This is a genomic window from Aliamphritea hakodatensis, from assembly GCF_024347195.1.
Classification (GTDB): domain Bacteria; phylum Pseudomonadota; class Gammaproteobacteria; order Pseudomonadales; family Balneatricaceae; genus Amphritea; species Amphritea hakodatensis.
In genome coordinates this window covers 4328231-4344054 of record NZ_AP025281.1, presented here as the reverse complement: position 1 = coordinate 4344054, position 15824 = coordinate 4328231, and the positions used below count along the sequence as shown (strand labels likewise).

15 protein-coding genes are annotated in these 15824 nt (G+C 54.0%); 9 read left to right on the top strand and 6 right to left on the bottom strand.

Annotation, left to right across the window (positions count from 1 at the left end):
• Nucleotides 1–93 precede the first annotated feature (93 nt).
• Complete coding sequence (locus PCI15_RS19750; RefSeq protein WP_271271630.1) at nucleotides 94–1494, bottom strand: nucleobase:cation symporter-2 family protein; 1401 nt, start codon at nucleotides 1492–1494, stop codon at nucleotides 94–96.
• Between the two features lie 328 nt (nucleotides 1495–1822).
• Nucleotides 1823–2746, bottom strand: coding sequence for an MBL fold metallo-hydrolase (locus PCI15_RS19745; protein ID WP_271271629.1), 924 nt, complete (start codon nucleotides 2744–2746; stop codon nucleotides 1823–1825).
• A 152-nt stretch (nucleotides 2747–2898) separates the two neighbouring features.
• Between PCI15_RS19745 and PCI15_RS19740 the strand changes: the two genes are divergently transcribed.
• Together PCI15_RS19740 and PCI15_RS19735 are read left to right on the top strand one after the other, a co-directional pair.
• Complete coding sequence (locus PCI15_RS19740; RefSeq protein WP_271271628.1) at nucleotides 2899–3789, top strand: LysR family transcriptional regulator; 891 nt, start codon at nucleotides 2899–2901, stop codon at nucleotides 3787–3789.
• 133 nt (nucleotides 3790–3922) lie between these two features.
• A complete protein-coding gene (locus PCI15_RS19735; RefSeq protein WP_271271627.1) occupies nucleotides 3923–4117 on the top strand; it encodes a hypothetical protein in 195 nt (64 codons plus the stop codon).
• Between the two features lie 84 nt (nucleotides 4118–4201).
• Here the strand turns inward: PCI15_RS19735 and PCI15_RS19730 are convergent, their stop codons facing one another.
• Complete coding sequence (locus tag PCI15_RS19730; RefSeq protein WP_271271626.1) at nucleotides 4202–5107, bottom strand: DMT family transporter; 906 nt, start codon at nucleotides 5105–5107, stop codon at nucleotides 4202–4204.
• Between the two features lie 417 nt (nucleotides 5108–5524).
• Between PCI15_RS19730 and PCI15_RS19725 the strand changes: the two genes are divergently transcribed.
• Nucleotides 5525–6382 carry a LysR family transcriptional regulator gene (locus PCI15_RS19725; protein ID WP_271271625.1) on the top strand — a complete coding sequence of 286 codons (858 nt, stop codon included), beginning with the start codon at nucleotides 5525–5527 and terminating at the stop codon, nucleotides 6380–6382.
• An 84-nt stretch (nucleotides 6383–6466) separates the two neighbouring features.
• Here the strand turns inward: PCI15_RS19725 and PCI15_RS19720 are convergent, their stop codons facing one another.
• Entirely contained in the window at nucleotides 6467–8086 is a 1620-nt protein-coding gene (locus PCI15_RS19720; protein WP_271271624.1) for a BCCT family transporter, read from the bottom strand.
• 575 nt (nucleotides 8087–8661) lie between these two features.
• Here PCI15_RS19720 and PCI15_RS19715 point away from each other — a divergent pair.
• The 6 genes from PCI15_RS19715 to PCI15_RS19690 all read left to right on the top strand — a co-directional run bounded on the left by PCI15_RS19715 (nucleotide 8662) and on the right by PCI15_RS19690 (nucleotide 13638).
• Nucleotides 8662–9789, top strand: a complete 1128-nt coding sequence (locus PCI15_RS19715) for an aromatic ring-hydroxylating oxygenase subunit alpha (protein WP_271271623.1) — start codon at nucleotides 8662–8664, stop codon at nucleotides 9787–9789.
• A gap of 86 nt (nucleotides 9790–9875) precedes the next feature.
• A complete protein-coding gene (gene gloA / locus PCI15_RS19710; RefSeq protein WP_271271622.1) occupies nucleotides 9876–10286 on the top strand; it encodes a lactoylglutathione lyase in 411 nt (136 codons plus the stop codon).
• A 71-nt stretch (nucleotides 10287–10357) separates the two neighbouring features.
• The gene (locus PCI15_RS19705) at nucleotides 10358–10744 is read left to right on the top strand and encodes a EutQ-related cupin domain-containing protein (RefSeq protein ID WP_271271621.1); all 387 of its coding nucleotides are present in this window, start codon (nucleotides 10358–10360) and stop codon (nucleotides 10742–10744) included.
• Between the two features lie 152 nt (nucleotides 10745–10896).
• Nucleotides 10897–11856: a PDR/VanB family oxidoreductase gene (locus PCI15_RS19700; RefSeq protein ID WP_271271620.1), complete on the top strand. Its 960-nt coding sequence runs from the start codon at nucleotides 10897–10899 to the stop codon at nucleotides 11854–11856.
• A gap of 34 nt (nucleotides 11857–11890) precedes the next feature.
• Nucleotides 11891–12661, top strand: a complete 771-nt coding sequence (gene gloB, locus PCI15_RS19695) for a hydroxyacylglutathione hydrolase (protein ID WP_271271619.1) — start codon at nucleotides 11891–11893, stop codon at nucleotides 12659–12661.
• 14 nt (nucleotides 12662–12675) lie between these two features.
• Nucleotides 12676–13638, top strand: coding sequence for a GlxA family transcriptional regulator (locus PCI15_RS19690; RefSeq protein ID WP_271271618.1), 963 nt, complete (start codon nucleotides 12676–12678; stop codon nucleotides 13636–13638).
• Here PCI15_RS19690 and PCI15_RS19685 read toward each other — a convergent pair.
• Nucleotides 13635–14528 carry a DMT family transporter gene (locus PCI15_RS19685; protein WP_271271617.1) on the bottom strand — a complete coding sequence of 298 codons (894 nt, stop codon included), beginning with the start codon at nucleotides 14526–14528 and terminating at the stop codon, nucleotides 13635–13637. The two genes, PCI15_RS19690 and PCI15_RS19685, sit on opposite strands and share 4 nt — an antisense overlap.
• 292 nt (nucleotides 14529–14820) lie before the next feature.
• Nucleotides 14821–15675, bottom strand: a complete 855-nt coding sequence (locus PCI15_RS19680) for a LysR family transcriptional regulator (protein WP_271271616.1) — start codon at nucleotides 15673–15675, stop codon at nucleotides 14821–14823.
• Nucleotides 15676–15824: the final 149 nt, after the last annotated feature.

Sequence of the window (15824 nt, the reverse complement as noted above, 5' to 3'; positions counted from 1 at the left end):
TCCCCTGTCGGTTGTAGACTAAACCGACAGGGGATTGGTGCTTATTTTGCCTGATTTTGTCAGCAGATTGCTACTCTGTTATGCAGATCTTCCTCAGGCTGTTTTATCTTCAGCAGGCAGGCTGTTGCTTTCAGTCTGGCTGTCGCTGGCTTCATCGGTTTTCAGTGGCAAGATGAAGTTAAGAATAATCGCCGACAGGGCACCGATGGTCAGCGGCGAACCAATGATGTTCTTCAGGTCCTTTGGCATAGCGGACAGCACTTCCGGTACTGAGGCGACGCCTAAACCCAGGCCAATGGAAATGGCGGTGATCAGCATGTTGCGGCGGTTCAGGCCCGCTTCCGCGATGATCTTAACCCCGGCCATCGCCACGGTACCGAACATAATCAGCGTTGCGCCGCCCAGCACCGGTTTTGGCATTTGTTGCAGTACGCCGCCAATCACCGGAAACAGACCCAGCAGCACCAGAATACCGGCAATAAATACCGCCACATGGCGGCTGGCCACCCCGGTGAGCTGAATCACGCCGTTGTTCTGGCTGAAGGTGGTCATCGGCAGGCTGTTCAGGGTAGAGGCGATGGCGGAGTTAACACCGTCTGCCAGTACACCGCCTTTAATGCGTCTGATGTATACCGGACCTTTGACCGGCTGTTTTGAGACCATGCTGTTGGCGGTCAGGTCGCCGGTGGTTTCCAGTGCGGTAATCAGGTAAATGATTGCGATGGGCAGGAAGGCGGCAAAATCAAAGTTGAAGCCGTATTTAAACGGCACCGGAATGGCGATCAGTGAGACATTGCTCAGGCTGCTGAAGTCCACCTTGCCGATCGACCAGGCGACGATGAATCCTACCGAAAGCCCGATGATGACGGCACTCAGGCGGAGCATGTGAAGCTGAAAACGGTTAAAAATCACGATGGTGATCAGCACCAGTCCTGCCAGTGCCAGATTGACCGGCGCGCCCAGGTCCGGTGCGCCAAAACCACCGGCGATATCGGTCATGGAGACTTTAATCAGGGAAAGACCGATCAGGGTGATGATGGTACCGGTGACGACCGGGGTAATGATGCGTTTGAGTTTCTCGATAAAGCGGCTGAGGAATATTTCCACAAAGGCTGCCAGAAAACAGACACCGAAGATGGTGGATAAGATTTCATCCGGCCCGCCGCCGTTACCCTTGACGATGAAACCGGCGGCCAGAATAGAACTGAGAAAAGCGAAGCTGGTGCCCTGTACGCAGAGCAGGCCGGAACCGACCGGTCCGAAGCGCCGTGCCTGAATAAAGGTACCGATACCGGAAACGATCAGCGCCATACTCACCAGATAAGGCACTTCGCTGCCTAACCCCAGTACGCCGCCGACGATCAGGGTCGGGGTGATGATGCCGATAAAGCTGGCCAGCACGTGTTGCAGTGCGGCGAAGGTGGAAACGGAAAAGCTGGGTTTATCATCCAGTCCGAAGACCAGATCGCTGTGAGCAGCGTCTTTGTTTGCCATTGTTATGCACCTGTATTTTTATTGTTGTATTCCTTTTCTGATCCGCCTGTGCGGGCATATCAGGTATCGCTAAGATAAACCTTGTGAAAAATACTGTCTACAATATAAATTTCAGATTGTGCACATTTTTTGTTTTTATTGTCTCTTTATGTCGTTTTTATGCCTGTTTGTATTTCCTGCTTAGTTATTTAAAAATAAAGACTTAGTGAGTATTTATTTTGTATACGTCCTTGTAATGCATATTTTCGGGTAATCGCTCATAAAAAAGCCCGGCGGGTGCCGGGCCTTTCGGGTGTTTGAGAGTGGGTGTTTCAGAGAGTTAAGCCACTTACTGAGGCCACTTCATTTCGCCCATCATTACCTTAGTGCTGATATCCAGGCCAACGTCCTGCGGGAAGTCAGGGTACAGTTTGATCATACGTTCGCGCAGGTCCGCCGCATCTTTAGCCTGTGCAGCCTGTGCTTCGAACGCCAGTACGTAGTCACGGGTGAAGTCCACGGAGCGGGTATCCAGGCGCGGATTCGCCAGATAGTGGCCGGGCACCACAGTGTCCGGTTGCAGGGCTTTGATGCTTTCCAGCGTCTGTAACCACTGTTGGCGGGATTCCGGTGTCTGGTTATCAGCCATCCAGACATGCTGGTTTTCATAGACAATCACACCGCCGGTAACGGTTTTCGCGGAAGGCACCCAGACGAAGGTGTGCTTCGGGTCCGGGCCGTTCAGGCCAATGATCTCTACTTTCTTACCGTCGACTGTCAGGCTGTTGCCCGGCAGCAGGTCTGGCAGTACCAGTTCAGCAGGGGCGTTGTCTTTGAGAATCGGGCCCCAGTAAGCCAGTTTGGGTTCCATGCTGCCGGCAATGTAAGCACGGGTTTTCGGGCTGGCATACACCTTTACATCCGGAAAGTTTGCCCGGATCACATCCAGACCAAAATAATAGTCCGGGTCACCGTGGCTGATGTAAACCGCCTTCAGGGTTTTGCCGCCGGCCTGCAGCATATCAACCAGCTTCTGGGCGTCGTTTTTCTGGAACTGAGCGTCTACCAGAATGGCTTCGCTCGGGCCGCTGATGATGCTTGAACTGGCAGGGAAGATAGCCGTTTCTTTCGGGTTGTACACATCAACAGTCAGGGCCGCTGACGTTGCTTTGGTCTGTGTGGTGCAGCCACTCAGACCAGCGATCCCCAGCACTGTGGCACCGAGAAGTGCCATCATGCGCCGGCGGCTGAATGTCTTATTTGCGTGTTTCATGTGTGTCTCCGGATCTGTATTAGCAGGTTTCAGTTAGCTTATGTTTCCTTTATCGATTGAAATACCCATTAAAACGGCAATAATTGTTGCGTATATCGGACGAATTGTTTTGCCTGTAGATATGTCTGAATATTTTTCAGAGGAGTACAGAGATGGACCGGATTACTGCGGCAAAAGTATTTGTCACCATAGTTGAGCAGGGCACAATGGCGGCGGCCGGTGAACGGCTGGATATGTCCCGGTCGATGATTACCCGTTACCTGAGTGAGATGGAAAGCTGGTCAGGCAGCCGGCTGTTGCACCGTTCAACCCGTCGTCTGAGCCTGACGTCAGCAGGGGAAACTGCCCTGCAGCATTGCCGGCAATTGCTGAGCATTGCGGATTGTTTACCGACCCTCAGCGATTCTGATCTGAGCGGCCCCCGGGGGCTGGTGCGTATCAGCTGTTCACAGTATCTGGCGCAGGATGTGCTGGCACCGCTGATTAAGCAGTATCTGCAGGATTATCCGCACACCTCGGTGGATTTTCATATCAGTGGCGAAGTGGTGGATCTGGTGGCGGAACGGATTGATCTGGCGATCCGTATCAGTCAGGAAATCGATCCCAACCTGATTGCCCGGCCACTGGGTATATGCCGTTCGGTAATCTGTGCTACCCCGGCCTATCTGGAGGCGCATGGCACGCCGCTTTCTCTGGCGGATCTGACCCAGCACAACTGTCTGACCTATTCGTATTTTGGCAACAGCCTCTGGTCGTGCACCCTTGATGATGAGCCTTGTGCCGTGGCGGTGCGGGGGAATTTCAGCGCCAATGATTCGATGGTGGTGCTGGGCGCTGCGCTGAATGATGTGGGCATTGCCCTGCAACCCCTGCATGCGGTGATCGAACATCTCCGCAGTGGCCGGCTGGTTCAGTTGCTGCCGGAATATGAACCGCAGACGCTGAATATTTATGGCGTCTACCATTCCCGTAAGCACCAGCCTGCTGCATTAAGAGTCATGCTCGACCGGTTGGTGACGTATTTTGCTGAACGGGATGACTGATGGCGTCAGTGGTGTCCGAATCAGTCAAAAATAATGGCTGAACTGGTACCTGCTGCTGATCTGACTGGTGCTGACAGCCCGGATTACCGGAGATTATGCTCATGGTATTTAACTGTTTATCAGGAGCCTGATCATGAGTACAGATGAAGCAGCAGGGCAGAAAGTCTTGCCCTGTCCGTGTTGTGGCAGCGAAGTGGCCTGCAGCGCCGGATTCCAGAATGGCTACGGTACCTATTATTTTGTGAAGTGCAGTTGTGGTCTGTCGATCAACGGCCAGTTCGAGGCGGATGTGCTCACGCGCTGGAACCGCCGGGAAAGTGCTGACTGAGCGCAGGGGGAAGAACGGAGCAGCTCGTGCTGCTCCTTATTTCGGGTTGGCTTTTCAGACTGGCTTTTCAGACTGGCTTTGCCGTCAGGCGTTTTCGGCCTGAGCAGAGACTGTTTTGCGGCGGCGGGATAACGGAAACTGCGACAGCAGTACCCCGGCCAGCATCAGCGCACAGCCGGTGAACTGTCGGGTATCGAGGTGTTCATTCAGCCACAGCCAGCCGCCGAGTGCCGCGAAGACTGCTTCCAGACTCATAATGATTGCCGCGTGGGAGGCCGGTGCCGAGCGCTGACCTACCACCTGCAACGTATGACCGATTCCCACCGTGAGAACGCCTGCAAACAGCAACGGCTGCCATGCCGTCAGCATATTGGTGCCGCTGAAGGTATCTGCTTCGAAGATAACGGCCAGCAGCGCACACAGCAGGCCGCAGAAAATAAACTGCAGTAAAGACAGCATCAGATTATTCAGCTGTTGTGCCAGCCGGGAGATAATCAGCACGTGTCCGGCCCAGAAGGCGGCACCCAGTAATATCAGCGCATCCCCCGGATTGATGCTGAAGTCTTCGCCTATGCTTAACAGGTACAGTCCGGCAACGGCGACAGCAGCTCCCAGCCAGGTGTTGATGCCGGTTTTATGGGCCAGCACCAGGCCGAAAACCGGTACAAAGACGATGTACATGCTGGTAATGAAGCCGGCGTTTCCGGCGGTGGTGTATTGCAGTCCGGCCTGTTGTAACGAGGCCCCCATAAAGAGGATAAAACCGGCGGCAACATTGCCGGTCAGCATTGCCGGCCAGTTACTGACCCTTCCACGGTGCCAGAACAGGCAGACGGGAATAAGTACCAGCGCACCCAGTAAAAAGCGTCCGGCGTTAAAGCCAAACGGCCCCAGATAGTCCAGCCCCATACTTTGTGCAACCAGGGAAAATCCCCATACAGCTGCCACCAGTAACAGGATCAGGTCGGCGGTATATTTATTGTTTTGCATGGCCTGTGCCTCTGAAAAAAGGCACAAATTACCTGTAGATTGCGGTGCTGAAAAATCAAAGATCTCATGGGGCATTAGCTGGGTTCACCGTCGTCGTCAGGTGGCAGATCAGGCTCAGCCCGGATTCTGCCTGCGTTAGGGATTTTAACTGTGCTGCGGTTTGGAACCGGCCTTAACCCCCGCACGCCGGATATGGATTGTGCTGCTAAAAGGCTTTCTTTATGATCCGGGAAGGACGTACAGGCAGTCGTATAAAACGTGCCTCTAATTATAAAAATAAACAGAAGATCTGTGCTGCTATCTGAATATTCAGAGTGGGGATTGTCATCCGGCCAAAAAGGATGATGTCCGGTCGCGGGCGTGCAGGTTTCGGGGGGTAACTGAATCCCTCCGGCAAAGTCTGAAGGGTGAGGAATCATGCTGCTACCGTTTAAGTCCCTGTTGGTTTTTGAAGCGGTGACCCGTAACAAAAGCTTTACCAGAGCTGCCGAAGAACTGAATGTGACTCAGTCGGCCATCAGTCACCAGATCCGTAATCTGGAAGAATATTTTAATACCAAGTTGCTGGACCGCTCCGGTGTGGGGATCGCCCTGACCGAGGAAGGGGAGATTCTGTACAAGGATTTGTCTGCGTCTATGGCGCTGTTACGCCGTGGGGTGAGCAGTCTCAAGGCCAGTCTGGCGTTAACCCCCGTTGGCATTTCAGTGCGCTCACACTTTGCCCTGAAATGGCTCTCCTCACGGCTGCGGGCAGCGGACTTCAGTTATGACTTCCGCTTTTTCCACAGCAATGAGCCGGCGGATTTTTCCAATGCCGATATTCATGTATCCATCGAATGGCTGCATCTGGCTGAAGTGCCGGCAAATGCCCGTATGATTGTTGCCGGTAACCTGACCCCGGCGTGTCATCCTTCTTTGCTGGAAGGCATTGATGATCCGGCTGATCCGCAGTTGCTGCAACGCTTTGCACTCTTGCATGAAACCGATGTCACCAGTTGGCAGGAGTGGTTGCAACTGGCCGGGGTGGATGGTCTGGTACCGTTACGCAATGAGTACTACAGCGATACCAATGTCCGTCAGCAGGCCGCGATTGAGAAGCAGGGCTTTGCACTGGTTTGTCCTGAGCTGATCCGGGATGACATTGCTGAGGGGAAGCTGGTGTGCCCGTTTGAACAGAGTCTGGACAGTTACTCTTATTATCTGATCGTACCGGAAGATCGCTTAAACATAGCCAAGGTCCGGGATTTTGTTCACTGGCTGAGTGGCACTATGTAATCAGGGATGTCATCAAAACGGGTGTGGTAACAAACTGTCATAAAAAAAGGGCTACTCAGTAGCCCTTTTTTATTGCCGGATGAATCAGCCAGCCTGAGCCGGTTTATTCAGGCTGAGGTTGTCCGGTTCAGACGGTGCAGTCTTCTGGGAAGGCACATAGTCTGAATCGGTCAGCATGGAGCTGAGCAGGCCGATAATCATCATGATCATGACAATTGAGAACGGTAATGCGGCAGCAACGGATGCTGCCTGCAGGGCTTTGAGCCCGCCGGCCAGCAAGAGCACTGCTGCAACAGCTCCCACGCCCAGACCCCAGATAACCCGGAATTTATGCGGTGGGTTTTCACTGCCCATCGACAGCAGGGTACAGATCACCAGTGTGCCTGAATCGGCGGAAGTGACGAACCAGGTCAGAATCATCAGGGTGGCCAGTGCTGCCATCGCCCAGGTAGCCCATTCAATGTTCAGGGCTTCCAGCGTGACGTAAAGTGCGGTTGTGAGGTTGTCATTAACCGCAGCCACAATGCCGCCGTCGCCATAAAGTTCCATGTGCAGCGCGGTACCGCCGAACAGTGACAGCCACAGGAAGCTCACCAGACAGGGTACCAGAATGACCCCTAACAGGAATTCACGGACGGTACGGCCACGGGAAATGCGCGCAATGAACATCCCTACAAACGGTGCCCAGGAGATGTACCAGCCCCAGTAGAAGACTGTCCACCAACCCTGCCACTGGCTTTCCGGATTAGGATCGGTCCAGAAGCCCATCGGAATCATGTTCCACAGGTAGTCGCCGACGCTGGTGACATAGAAGCCCAGCAGGAAGACCGTAGGCCCGGCAAACAGGAAGAACAGGAACAGAATAGCGGTCAGCTTGATGTTCAGCTCGCTGAGAATGCGGATGCCCTTGGCAACCCCTGAAACCGCAGAGAAGGTCGCTGCAACTGAGATCACCGCAATCAGAATCACCTGGTTAATGACTGAAATTTCCATGCCAAACAGGTAGTTAAGGCCGGCATTCATCTGAGAAACACCCAGGCCCAGAGAGGTGGCAACGCCGAAGATGGTGGCGAAGACACCCAGCAGATCAACCGCATGACCTGTCGGTCCGTAGATTTTATCCCCAAGAATCGGGTACAGCGCTGAACGGATAGTCAGCGGTAAGCCTTTGCGGAAGGCAAAATAAGCCATGGCTAAGCCGGCAATGGCGTAGATGGCCCAGCCGTGGAAACCCCAGTGGAAAAAGGATATGCGCATGGCGATCTGAGCCGCTTCTGCACTGCCAGCTTCAACACCGGCCATGGTCATGAAGGGGTTACCCTGAAAGTGGAAGATCGGTTCAGCAATGCTCCAGAACAGCATGGCGATGCCCATGCCTGCGCCAAACAGCATGGCGAACCAGGAGAAGAAGCTGAAAGCCGGGCGTTCATCATCTGCGCCCAGTCGTAAGCTGCCCATCTTGCCGGTGGTCAGCCAGATACTCAGGAAAAAGAACACGCTGATCAGACTGACGTAATACCAGTTGAGGGTGGTCTGAATCCAGTTTTTGATGTCGGCATAAACCCCGCCGGCATAGTCGACATTCATGATGGTAAACACCAGAAATGCGACGACCATACCTTTTGCCAGAATCCCCATAGAAGGATTGATGCCGGAGAAAAGCCCCGACTCGGCAATGCCTGTATTGTTGTTTTTGTTGTTCATAATCTCTCCCGGCGCGGGCAACTGAGTGTGAATACTCAGGGGCCTGATGCCGCTCTTTTATTGTTGTAGTGAGATAAAGAGGATCATCCTGAAACACTGTTGTGCAGTGTTCAGCTGGTTCCGGTTTCGCCAGCTACGACTGACCAGAACTTACAACCTAGCAAGCGCTGAATACATCGCCCAATGCAAATTTCACACAGGGTATGAGGCCAACTAATAGCGCCCGGATAACGACTTTTTTTGTCCGGAAAAGACAAGCGTGCCCGCTGTTAATGTCGCCGGTATCAGATTCTTAAAAGCGCTTTTATCTGTTTGAAATAATTTAGTTTTTATAGTGTAAGCGTGGCCGTTGAAAAGCGTTTTCAGGCTCGCTCATGAGTCAGGCTCATGACCTGTGTGGTATTTGAATTGGGCCTGTGTATTACCTCCCTGATAAATTTTTATTCGCCAGCTAGGGCATTGCTGCTGAGTTGCAACGGTGCCTGACCAGACCTTATGACGCGTCTGCAGACCGTTGCATCAGGCACACTGCAGCGCCCCCGATATAACGACAATAATGTTCGGAGAAAACAATCATGTCCCTGATTGCAACTGATCTGGCCAGCGCCAGCCTGGAAGCCTTCAATGAGCCGGGTGAAGTAAAACGCGGTCTGCCACCGGAAGCCTATACCGGTGAAGCCTTTTGGGCGGAAGAAAAAGCCCGCCTGTTTCCAAATAACTGGGTATTAGTGGGCTTTGCCCATGAAATGGCCAATGCCGGCGATGCGATGCCGGTGAATGTGGGCGACAGCCCGGTGCTGCTGGTCCGTAACCGCGATAATCAGATTAATGCATTCCACAATGTGTGCCGTCACCGCTGCCTGAAACTGGTCGATGAGCCAATGAACGTCGGCCGGATGCTGAAGTGCCCGTATCACGCCTGGGCTTACGGTCTGGACGGTGAACTGCGTACCACGCCTTATTTCGGCGGTGATGACCCTAAGTCTGTACCGGACGGTTTTGATGCCAAAGAACACGGCCTGACGCCGGTGCGCTGTGAAGTCTGGTATGACTGGATTTTTGTCAACATCAGCGGTGATGCCCAGCCATTCGAAGATTTTATCGCACCGGTGAAAAACCGCCTGCAGGGCATGGATTTTGATCAGGCCAAACTGGTTGGCGTGATCGATCTGGGGGTGGTGGACACCAACTGGAAGTTCCTGATGGAGAACTTCATTGAGCCGTACCACGTGCAGTTTGTGCACGCCTCTACGACCGATCAGCCACTGGTTGACCACTACATCGTGGATGACGGTCACTGCCAGGGCAGCGCGGTTGATCTGGATGACAGTGAAGAGGGCGGCGATGGCAGTGGCAATACACTGGCGGTCAGCTCCCGTTATCTGACCCTGTTCCCTAACTTCGTATTCGGCCGGTATTTCCCGGATCAGATGGGGGTTCATCTGAATGTGCCGCTGGGGCCGGATAAAACCCTGCAGCGCCGGGCGATTTATATGACCGACGGCACCGAACTGGATGCCGAAGCGGCGGAAAAACTCAAGCAGCTGTGGGTGGATGTACACATTGAAGACCATGAAATGTGCATTCGTTTACAGGAAGGCCGTAAGTCTCAGGTCGCCCGGACCGGCGGTGTGCTGTCACCGCACTGGGAGCGCAGTGTGCGTAACTTCCAGGAGCAGGTTGTCAGCGCGTTAAGCGAATAATTATTACCGGGCCGGAGGCCATTATCTCCGGCCATTTTATCTGCACAGGCAGGATGATTGCCTGTGGTTTTTGAGTGGGGTGAATGATGTCTCAAGCTAATAAATTCCGTTTAGATCACACCATGATCCGGGTGCGTGATCTGGAAAAGTCTCTCGATTTCTATTGCCGGATTCTCGGCATGGAAGTGCTGCGTAATACCGAATATCCGGCCGGCCGTTTTACCAATGTTTTTGTTGGCTTCGGTCCGGAAAACGTAACGACCACACTGGAACTGACCTACAACTGGGATCAGGAAACCGATTACGACAAAGGCAATGCCTACGGCCACCTGGCGTTCAACGCCGACAACGTGGTGGAGGCCATGGCGTATCTGGAATCTGAAGGGGTAACCATTCGCAGCCCGGCCAAGCCAATGAACCATGGCACCCGCATGCTGGGCTTCGTTGAAGATCCGAACGGTTATGTCATCGAACTGAACGAGCCGGTGAACCGCTGAGTTCAGATGCCTGAACAGAGTTAAGTACTACAACTGAATCCAACCAATAAATCCAAAAAAGGATAACTGTTATGCCTACACCAACGTTATTTAAGTTTTCAGATATTGAGAACCGTCTGGTCGAACTGGAACCGGGTGGCACCTATATCAAACCCTGGGTGAACACTAAGGTCAGCGAGAGCATGGCCGGTGGCGTGAACTTCCTGAACAACGTGTCTGTGCCATGGAATCTGGAAGTTGATGAAATCATCTTCGTTAAGGAAGGTAACTTCCGCCTGATCGCCGATGGCGAACCGTACCAGTGTGCGCCGGGTGACGTGCTGTACATGCCTAAAGGCATGGACGTTAAGTACGAGTGTGATGAGAAATGCGTGATCTTCTACGCCGTGTATCCGGTGGACTGGAAGCAGCAGCTGGGTATCACCGAAGTACCGGGCATCGACCCTGAAGATATGTAAGCACCTGCCGGTCAGGCGGTGGGTGGATACCACCCCGGCCTGAACGGTCACGGGGAGCACCGGCTGTGCTCCCCGTCCATAACCCCAATACCAAGAATATATGTCAGCTGGTGGCACACATGCTACGGATACCGGCTGCCCGGAGGTGAAGAATGTCTTCTCAGCCAATCACAACCCGTATCACGGCGGCAGAGGATGTCGCCGGTCAGATCCGCGCCTATACCCTTGAAGCCACTGATGGCAGTGAACTGCCGGACTTTTCTGCCGGTGCCCACATTGATGTTTTACTGGGCAATGACCTGATCCGTCAGTATTCCCTGTGCAGTGATCCTGCGGAGCGTCATCATTACCGGATTGCTGTGTTACATGAGCCGGATGGCCGCGGCGGGTCTGATTATATGCACCGGCAACTGAAAGCCGGGGATGAACTGAAAATACACGGGCCGCGTAACCATTTTGAGCTGGACATGAGCGGTGACAATTACCTGCTGCTGGCCGGCGGTATCGGCATTACCCCCATTATGCTGATGGCCCTGCAGCTGCAGGCAGCCGGCAAACCTTTCACTCTGCATTACCTGTGCAGAACCCCTGAACAGGCAGCGTTTCGTCACTGGCTGGAAGAGACCTTTGGCAGTGCTGTGGAATTTCATTACAGCTACGGCGATGCCGCGAAACGGCTGGATTTACGCGCGTTGTTTAGCCTGCAGAACCAGCCGACCCGGGTGTATACCTGCGGTTCAGAAGGGCTGTTGCAGGCCATTCTGGATGCCGCGGAATCTTTGCCGGATATTGAGGTGAATTTTGAGCGTTTCAGTGCTGCGCCGGTGGCGGACGATGCGGTCAGCGAGGCATTTGAAATTGAGATTGCCAGCAGCGGTGAGACCCTGCAGGTCGGTGAAGCCCAGACGATTCTTGAAGTGTTGCAGGACGCAGGCCATGAGATCGAGACCATGTGTAAGGAAGGTCTGTGCGGCAGTTGCGAAGTGGATTTGCTGGAAGGCGAAGCGGACCACCGTGACAGCGTGCTGAACGATGCGGAAAAAGCCGAGCAAAACGTGCTGATGGTGTGCTGCTCCCGGGCACGGACACCCCGCCTGAAATTAGATCTGTAACACCATAATAAAAATGACATGACGGACCCTGACTATGCTGAATGCCGAAATTGTGCAGTTACCCTGCCTGCAGGATAACTATTGCTGCCTGATACATGATGCGGAAAATAACATCACCGCAGTCATCGACACTCCGGATGCCCGGGTAATCGAAGCTGAACTGGAAGCGCGTGGCTGGCAGCTGGACTACATTCTGACCACCCATCATCACTGGGATCATATCGATGGCCACGTTGCCCTTAAACAGCGCTATAACTGTGAGGTTATCGGCCCGGTTCTGAATCAGGACGTGATTCCCGGTATTGACCGGGCAGCTGATGACGGTGATGTGTTGCAGCTGGGCCGGATCAGCGTGCAGGTGATTGCCACGCCGGGGCACACGCTGGGGCATGTCTGTTACTGGTCGCCGGAACTGCAGGCGGTGTTTGTTGGCGATACCCTGTTCTCGATGGGCTGTGGCCGCCTGTTTGAAGGCGCTCCTGAACAAATGTGGCAAAGCATGCTGGCGCTGCGCAATCTGCCGGATGAAACCGCGGTTTACTGCGGCCATGAATACACCCTGAGTAATGCCCGGTTTGCCATGGCGTTGGAACCGGATAATCAGCAGTTGCAGCAGCGCTGTCAGACGGTCGAACAGCTGCGGGAACAGAGGCTGCCAACCCTGCCCACCAGTGTTTTACAGGAACGTCAGACCAACCCGTTTATGCGGGCGGATGTTCCCGGTTTGCAGGCACAGTTAGGTCTGTCTGGCAGACCGCCTGCCGAAGTATTTGCTGAGATCCGCCAGCGTAAAGACCAGGCCTGAACGGGGATGTTGCTATGTTGCGTCCCGAACCGGATGGCCGTTACCGGCTGACTTTTCTGCTCTTACCCGGCTATTCCATGGCGTCGCTGCAGGCGGCGATTGATCCGTTACGGCTGGCTAACCGGGTGCTGGGCCGCGAGTGTTATCAGTGGCATTTGCTGGGTAACTCAGCGGCTCCTGTTCCTGCCAGTAACGGTTTGATTCTGCCCAGTGCAGACTATCAGTACGAAGTACCGGCCAATCTTTTCGTGATTGCCGGCCAGCAGCTGTGGCGGGAAAATTATCCATTACTGTGCTGGTGGTTACAGACGCTGTACCGGCAGCAGACTGTATTTGCCGGCATTGGCGGTGGCAGTCATTTACTGGCGCAGGCCCGCTTACTCAACCGCGGCATGGTGAGTATGCAGGGGCCGGCGGCACAGCAATTCTCACGGCTGTACCCGCATATACAGATTTCCGATAAACCTTACATTCTGGCAGACGGAACGACTGACTGTATCAGCAGCGCCGGAGGGATAGCTCCGGGGCAACTGATGCTGAGCTTTGTGGATCAGCAATTTAACAGCACGGTTGCTGCTGCGGTGGCTGAAGCGATGATGTTGCCGGGGAAGTGGGCGCTGAATGGTGATGACGGGCTGAGCAGTGTGGCGGATTTGCGCTTACACCGGGCGGTGAACATGATGCAGGCTCACCTCGAACAGCCTCTGAGCAGCAGCGAGCTGGCAGACCGGGTGCATGTGTCGGTCCGCCATCTGGAGCGTCTGTTCAAATCGCATTTCGAAATGACCCCCAGTGCCTACTACATGAAAATGCGCTTACAGGCCGCCCGCCGGCTGTTATATCAGTCCGGCGGCGATATCGCTGTGATTGCCAGCCGTTGCGGTTTTAAATCCGGCGCGCATTTTTCCCGTACTTACAGCCGTCATTACGGTATTGGCCCCAGCCGGGACCGGCAGCGGCAACAGCAGGGCGTTTAAACCGTCTGACCTGCAGCCTTACGCCCGGTCATCAGGATCATCAGGGCGGCAATGAAGATCACAACCGCACCGATAATTTCCCGGCTGCTGGCCTGTTCATTGAGCAACAGCCATGCCAGCAGCATGGTGGTGCCGATCTCGGTCATCGCCAGTACGGAAGTGTCTGTCGAACGGGCAATCAGGCGGATGCCTTTCAGGAACAGGGTCAGTGATAGCAGGGTGCTGATGAAGACCAGCCCGAGCACCGCCCCGTAGCCCTGCATACTGTCCGGGAAAACCGCCTGACCGGCCATGGAGGGAATCGCAAAGCAGACGAACGCGCCGCTGCTGACCCAAGTGATACTGCTCAGCGTATCCTGATGGGCCAGAAAGTGGTTGTTGAGCATGATGTAGATGCCATAGATGGCTCCGGCAAATAAGCCTAATAAAATGCCGGTCACAGGCAGGTCACCGTTGAGGTCCACGCTGATATAAACGCCGCCAATGGCCAGCAGTACCGCAGCCAGTTTCAGCAACGACATAGTTTCCAGCCGCAGGATCACCGAGAACACAAAGATATACAGCGGGAACATATAGAACAGCAGAGTCGCCAGGCCAATCGACAGCCGTTCCAGCGACATGAAATAACACATGGCACCGACGCCGACCAGCATGCCGACCGCGAGTATTTTTACGACATTCGTCCGGGTCAGTTCAGCTGCCGGGCGACGCTTGCGCTGCCGGAATACATAGAGGTGCAACAGACAGGCAGCCAGCAGGAAACGCAGTAGCATCAGGGCGATGGCATTGGCGCCGTCCTCATAGGCAACCTTGGCGAAGATCGGCTGGAAGGCGTAACACAGGCCGGCAGCCAGTATCAGTAAAGCACCTTTTAAGTAGCTCTGGTTCATGATCGTCCCTGCTCCTGAATGGCGGTTGGAGGGTCTGAAAAACTGTCACGGTAGTGGCTGTTGTGTATTCAGCCAAATGCAAATACCTCATCTCCCATGAGTTGAGATAATGGCCTGTGTGAACAGTGTCTTCTGAAGTTATACCGGGTCTTGCCTGATGGGATGAACATCCCATGAGAAACTGCATTCTAGCTGCTTTTATGAGGATGTCAGATGGAAAATACGGATGGCTGTTATTGGTTTTTCCGATGTCTGGAGCAGCCGGAAAAACCGCTGTTAATATCCGGTTTTTTTACACGTCACACAGCCGTTCACGGATATTCTCAGCGAAGCATTTTACGGCGGTATCCGGTTCTGATTTTCCGTGCCGCAGTTCGATTACAATGGCGTCCAGCCGGGGCAGGGCGTATTCATCCTGACTGATGATTCGCCAGTTTGGCTGAATCAGTGCCGGCGCGGTGGCGGCAATGGCCAGGCCGCTGTCCACGGCAATTTTAACCCCGGTGACACCGGTGCATTCGAAGGCGATGTAATAGTCCTGCCGGCTGCTGCTCAGGGCATCCAGAATGTTTTTGCGAAAGCCGCAGCCGTGGGGGTAGAGTGCCAGAGGCAGCGGGCCCTGTGGAATGGTGAAGTGCTTGTCGGCCACCCAAACCAGCGGGTCGCGCCGCAGCATCTTGCCCCCGGCATCGGTTTCCCGCTGGGTGACCAGGGCAAGATCCAGATCGCCATTTTCAAGACCTTTAAACAGGTTATGGCTGATATCGTTACGGATCTCCAGACGGATCCCCGGATAACGGCTGGCAAAGGCCTGTACCGCTTCTTTGAGGATCAGGCTGGCATAATCATCAGGAATGCCGAACCGGACCGTGCCGCGGACCTCTTCAGGATTCAGGGCGTTGATGGCTTCATCGCTGAGGCTGAGCAGCCGCCGGGCGTACTGCAGTAAAACTTCCCCGTCATTAGTCAGCACGGCTTTGTGATAGCCCCGTTCAATAAGCTTACAGCCGGTGAGCTCTTCAAGTTTTTTCAGCTGAATACTGATCGCCGCCTGGGTTTTGTTTACCCGCTGGGAGGCCTGGGTCAGGCTGTGGCATTCCGCAATGGCTTTAAATGTAATGAGCAGGTTCAGGTCGAGGTGGCGCATAGGCTGTTTGCAGGTCGTCGGTTGAGTTTAATTTTATAAATTATATTTAAGTAATACTTATTTCAATTTAAATATATTTATGCAGATTCGGGCCTTATAGTGATTTGTAACTGAATTAACGGATCTGAAGCGCTGTAGTGAAGGTTTCA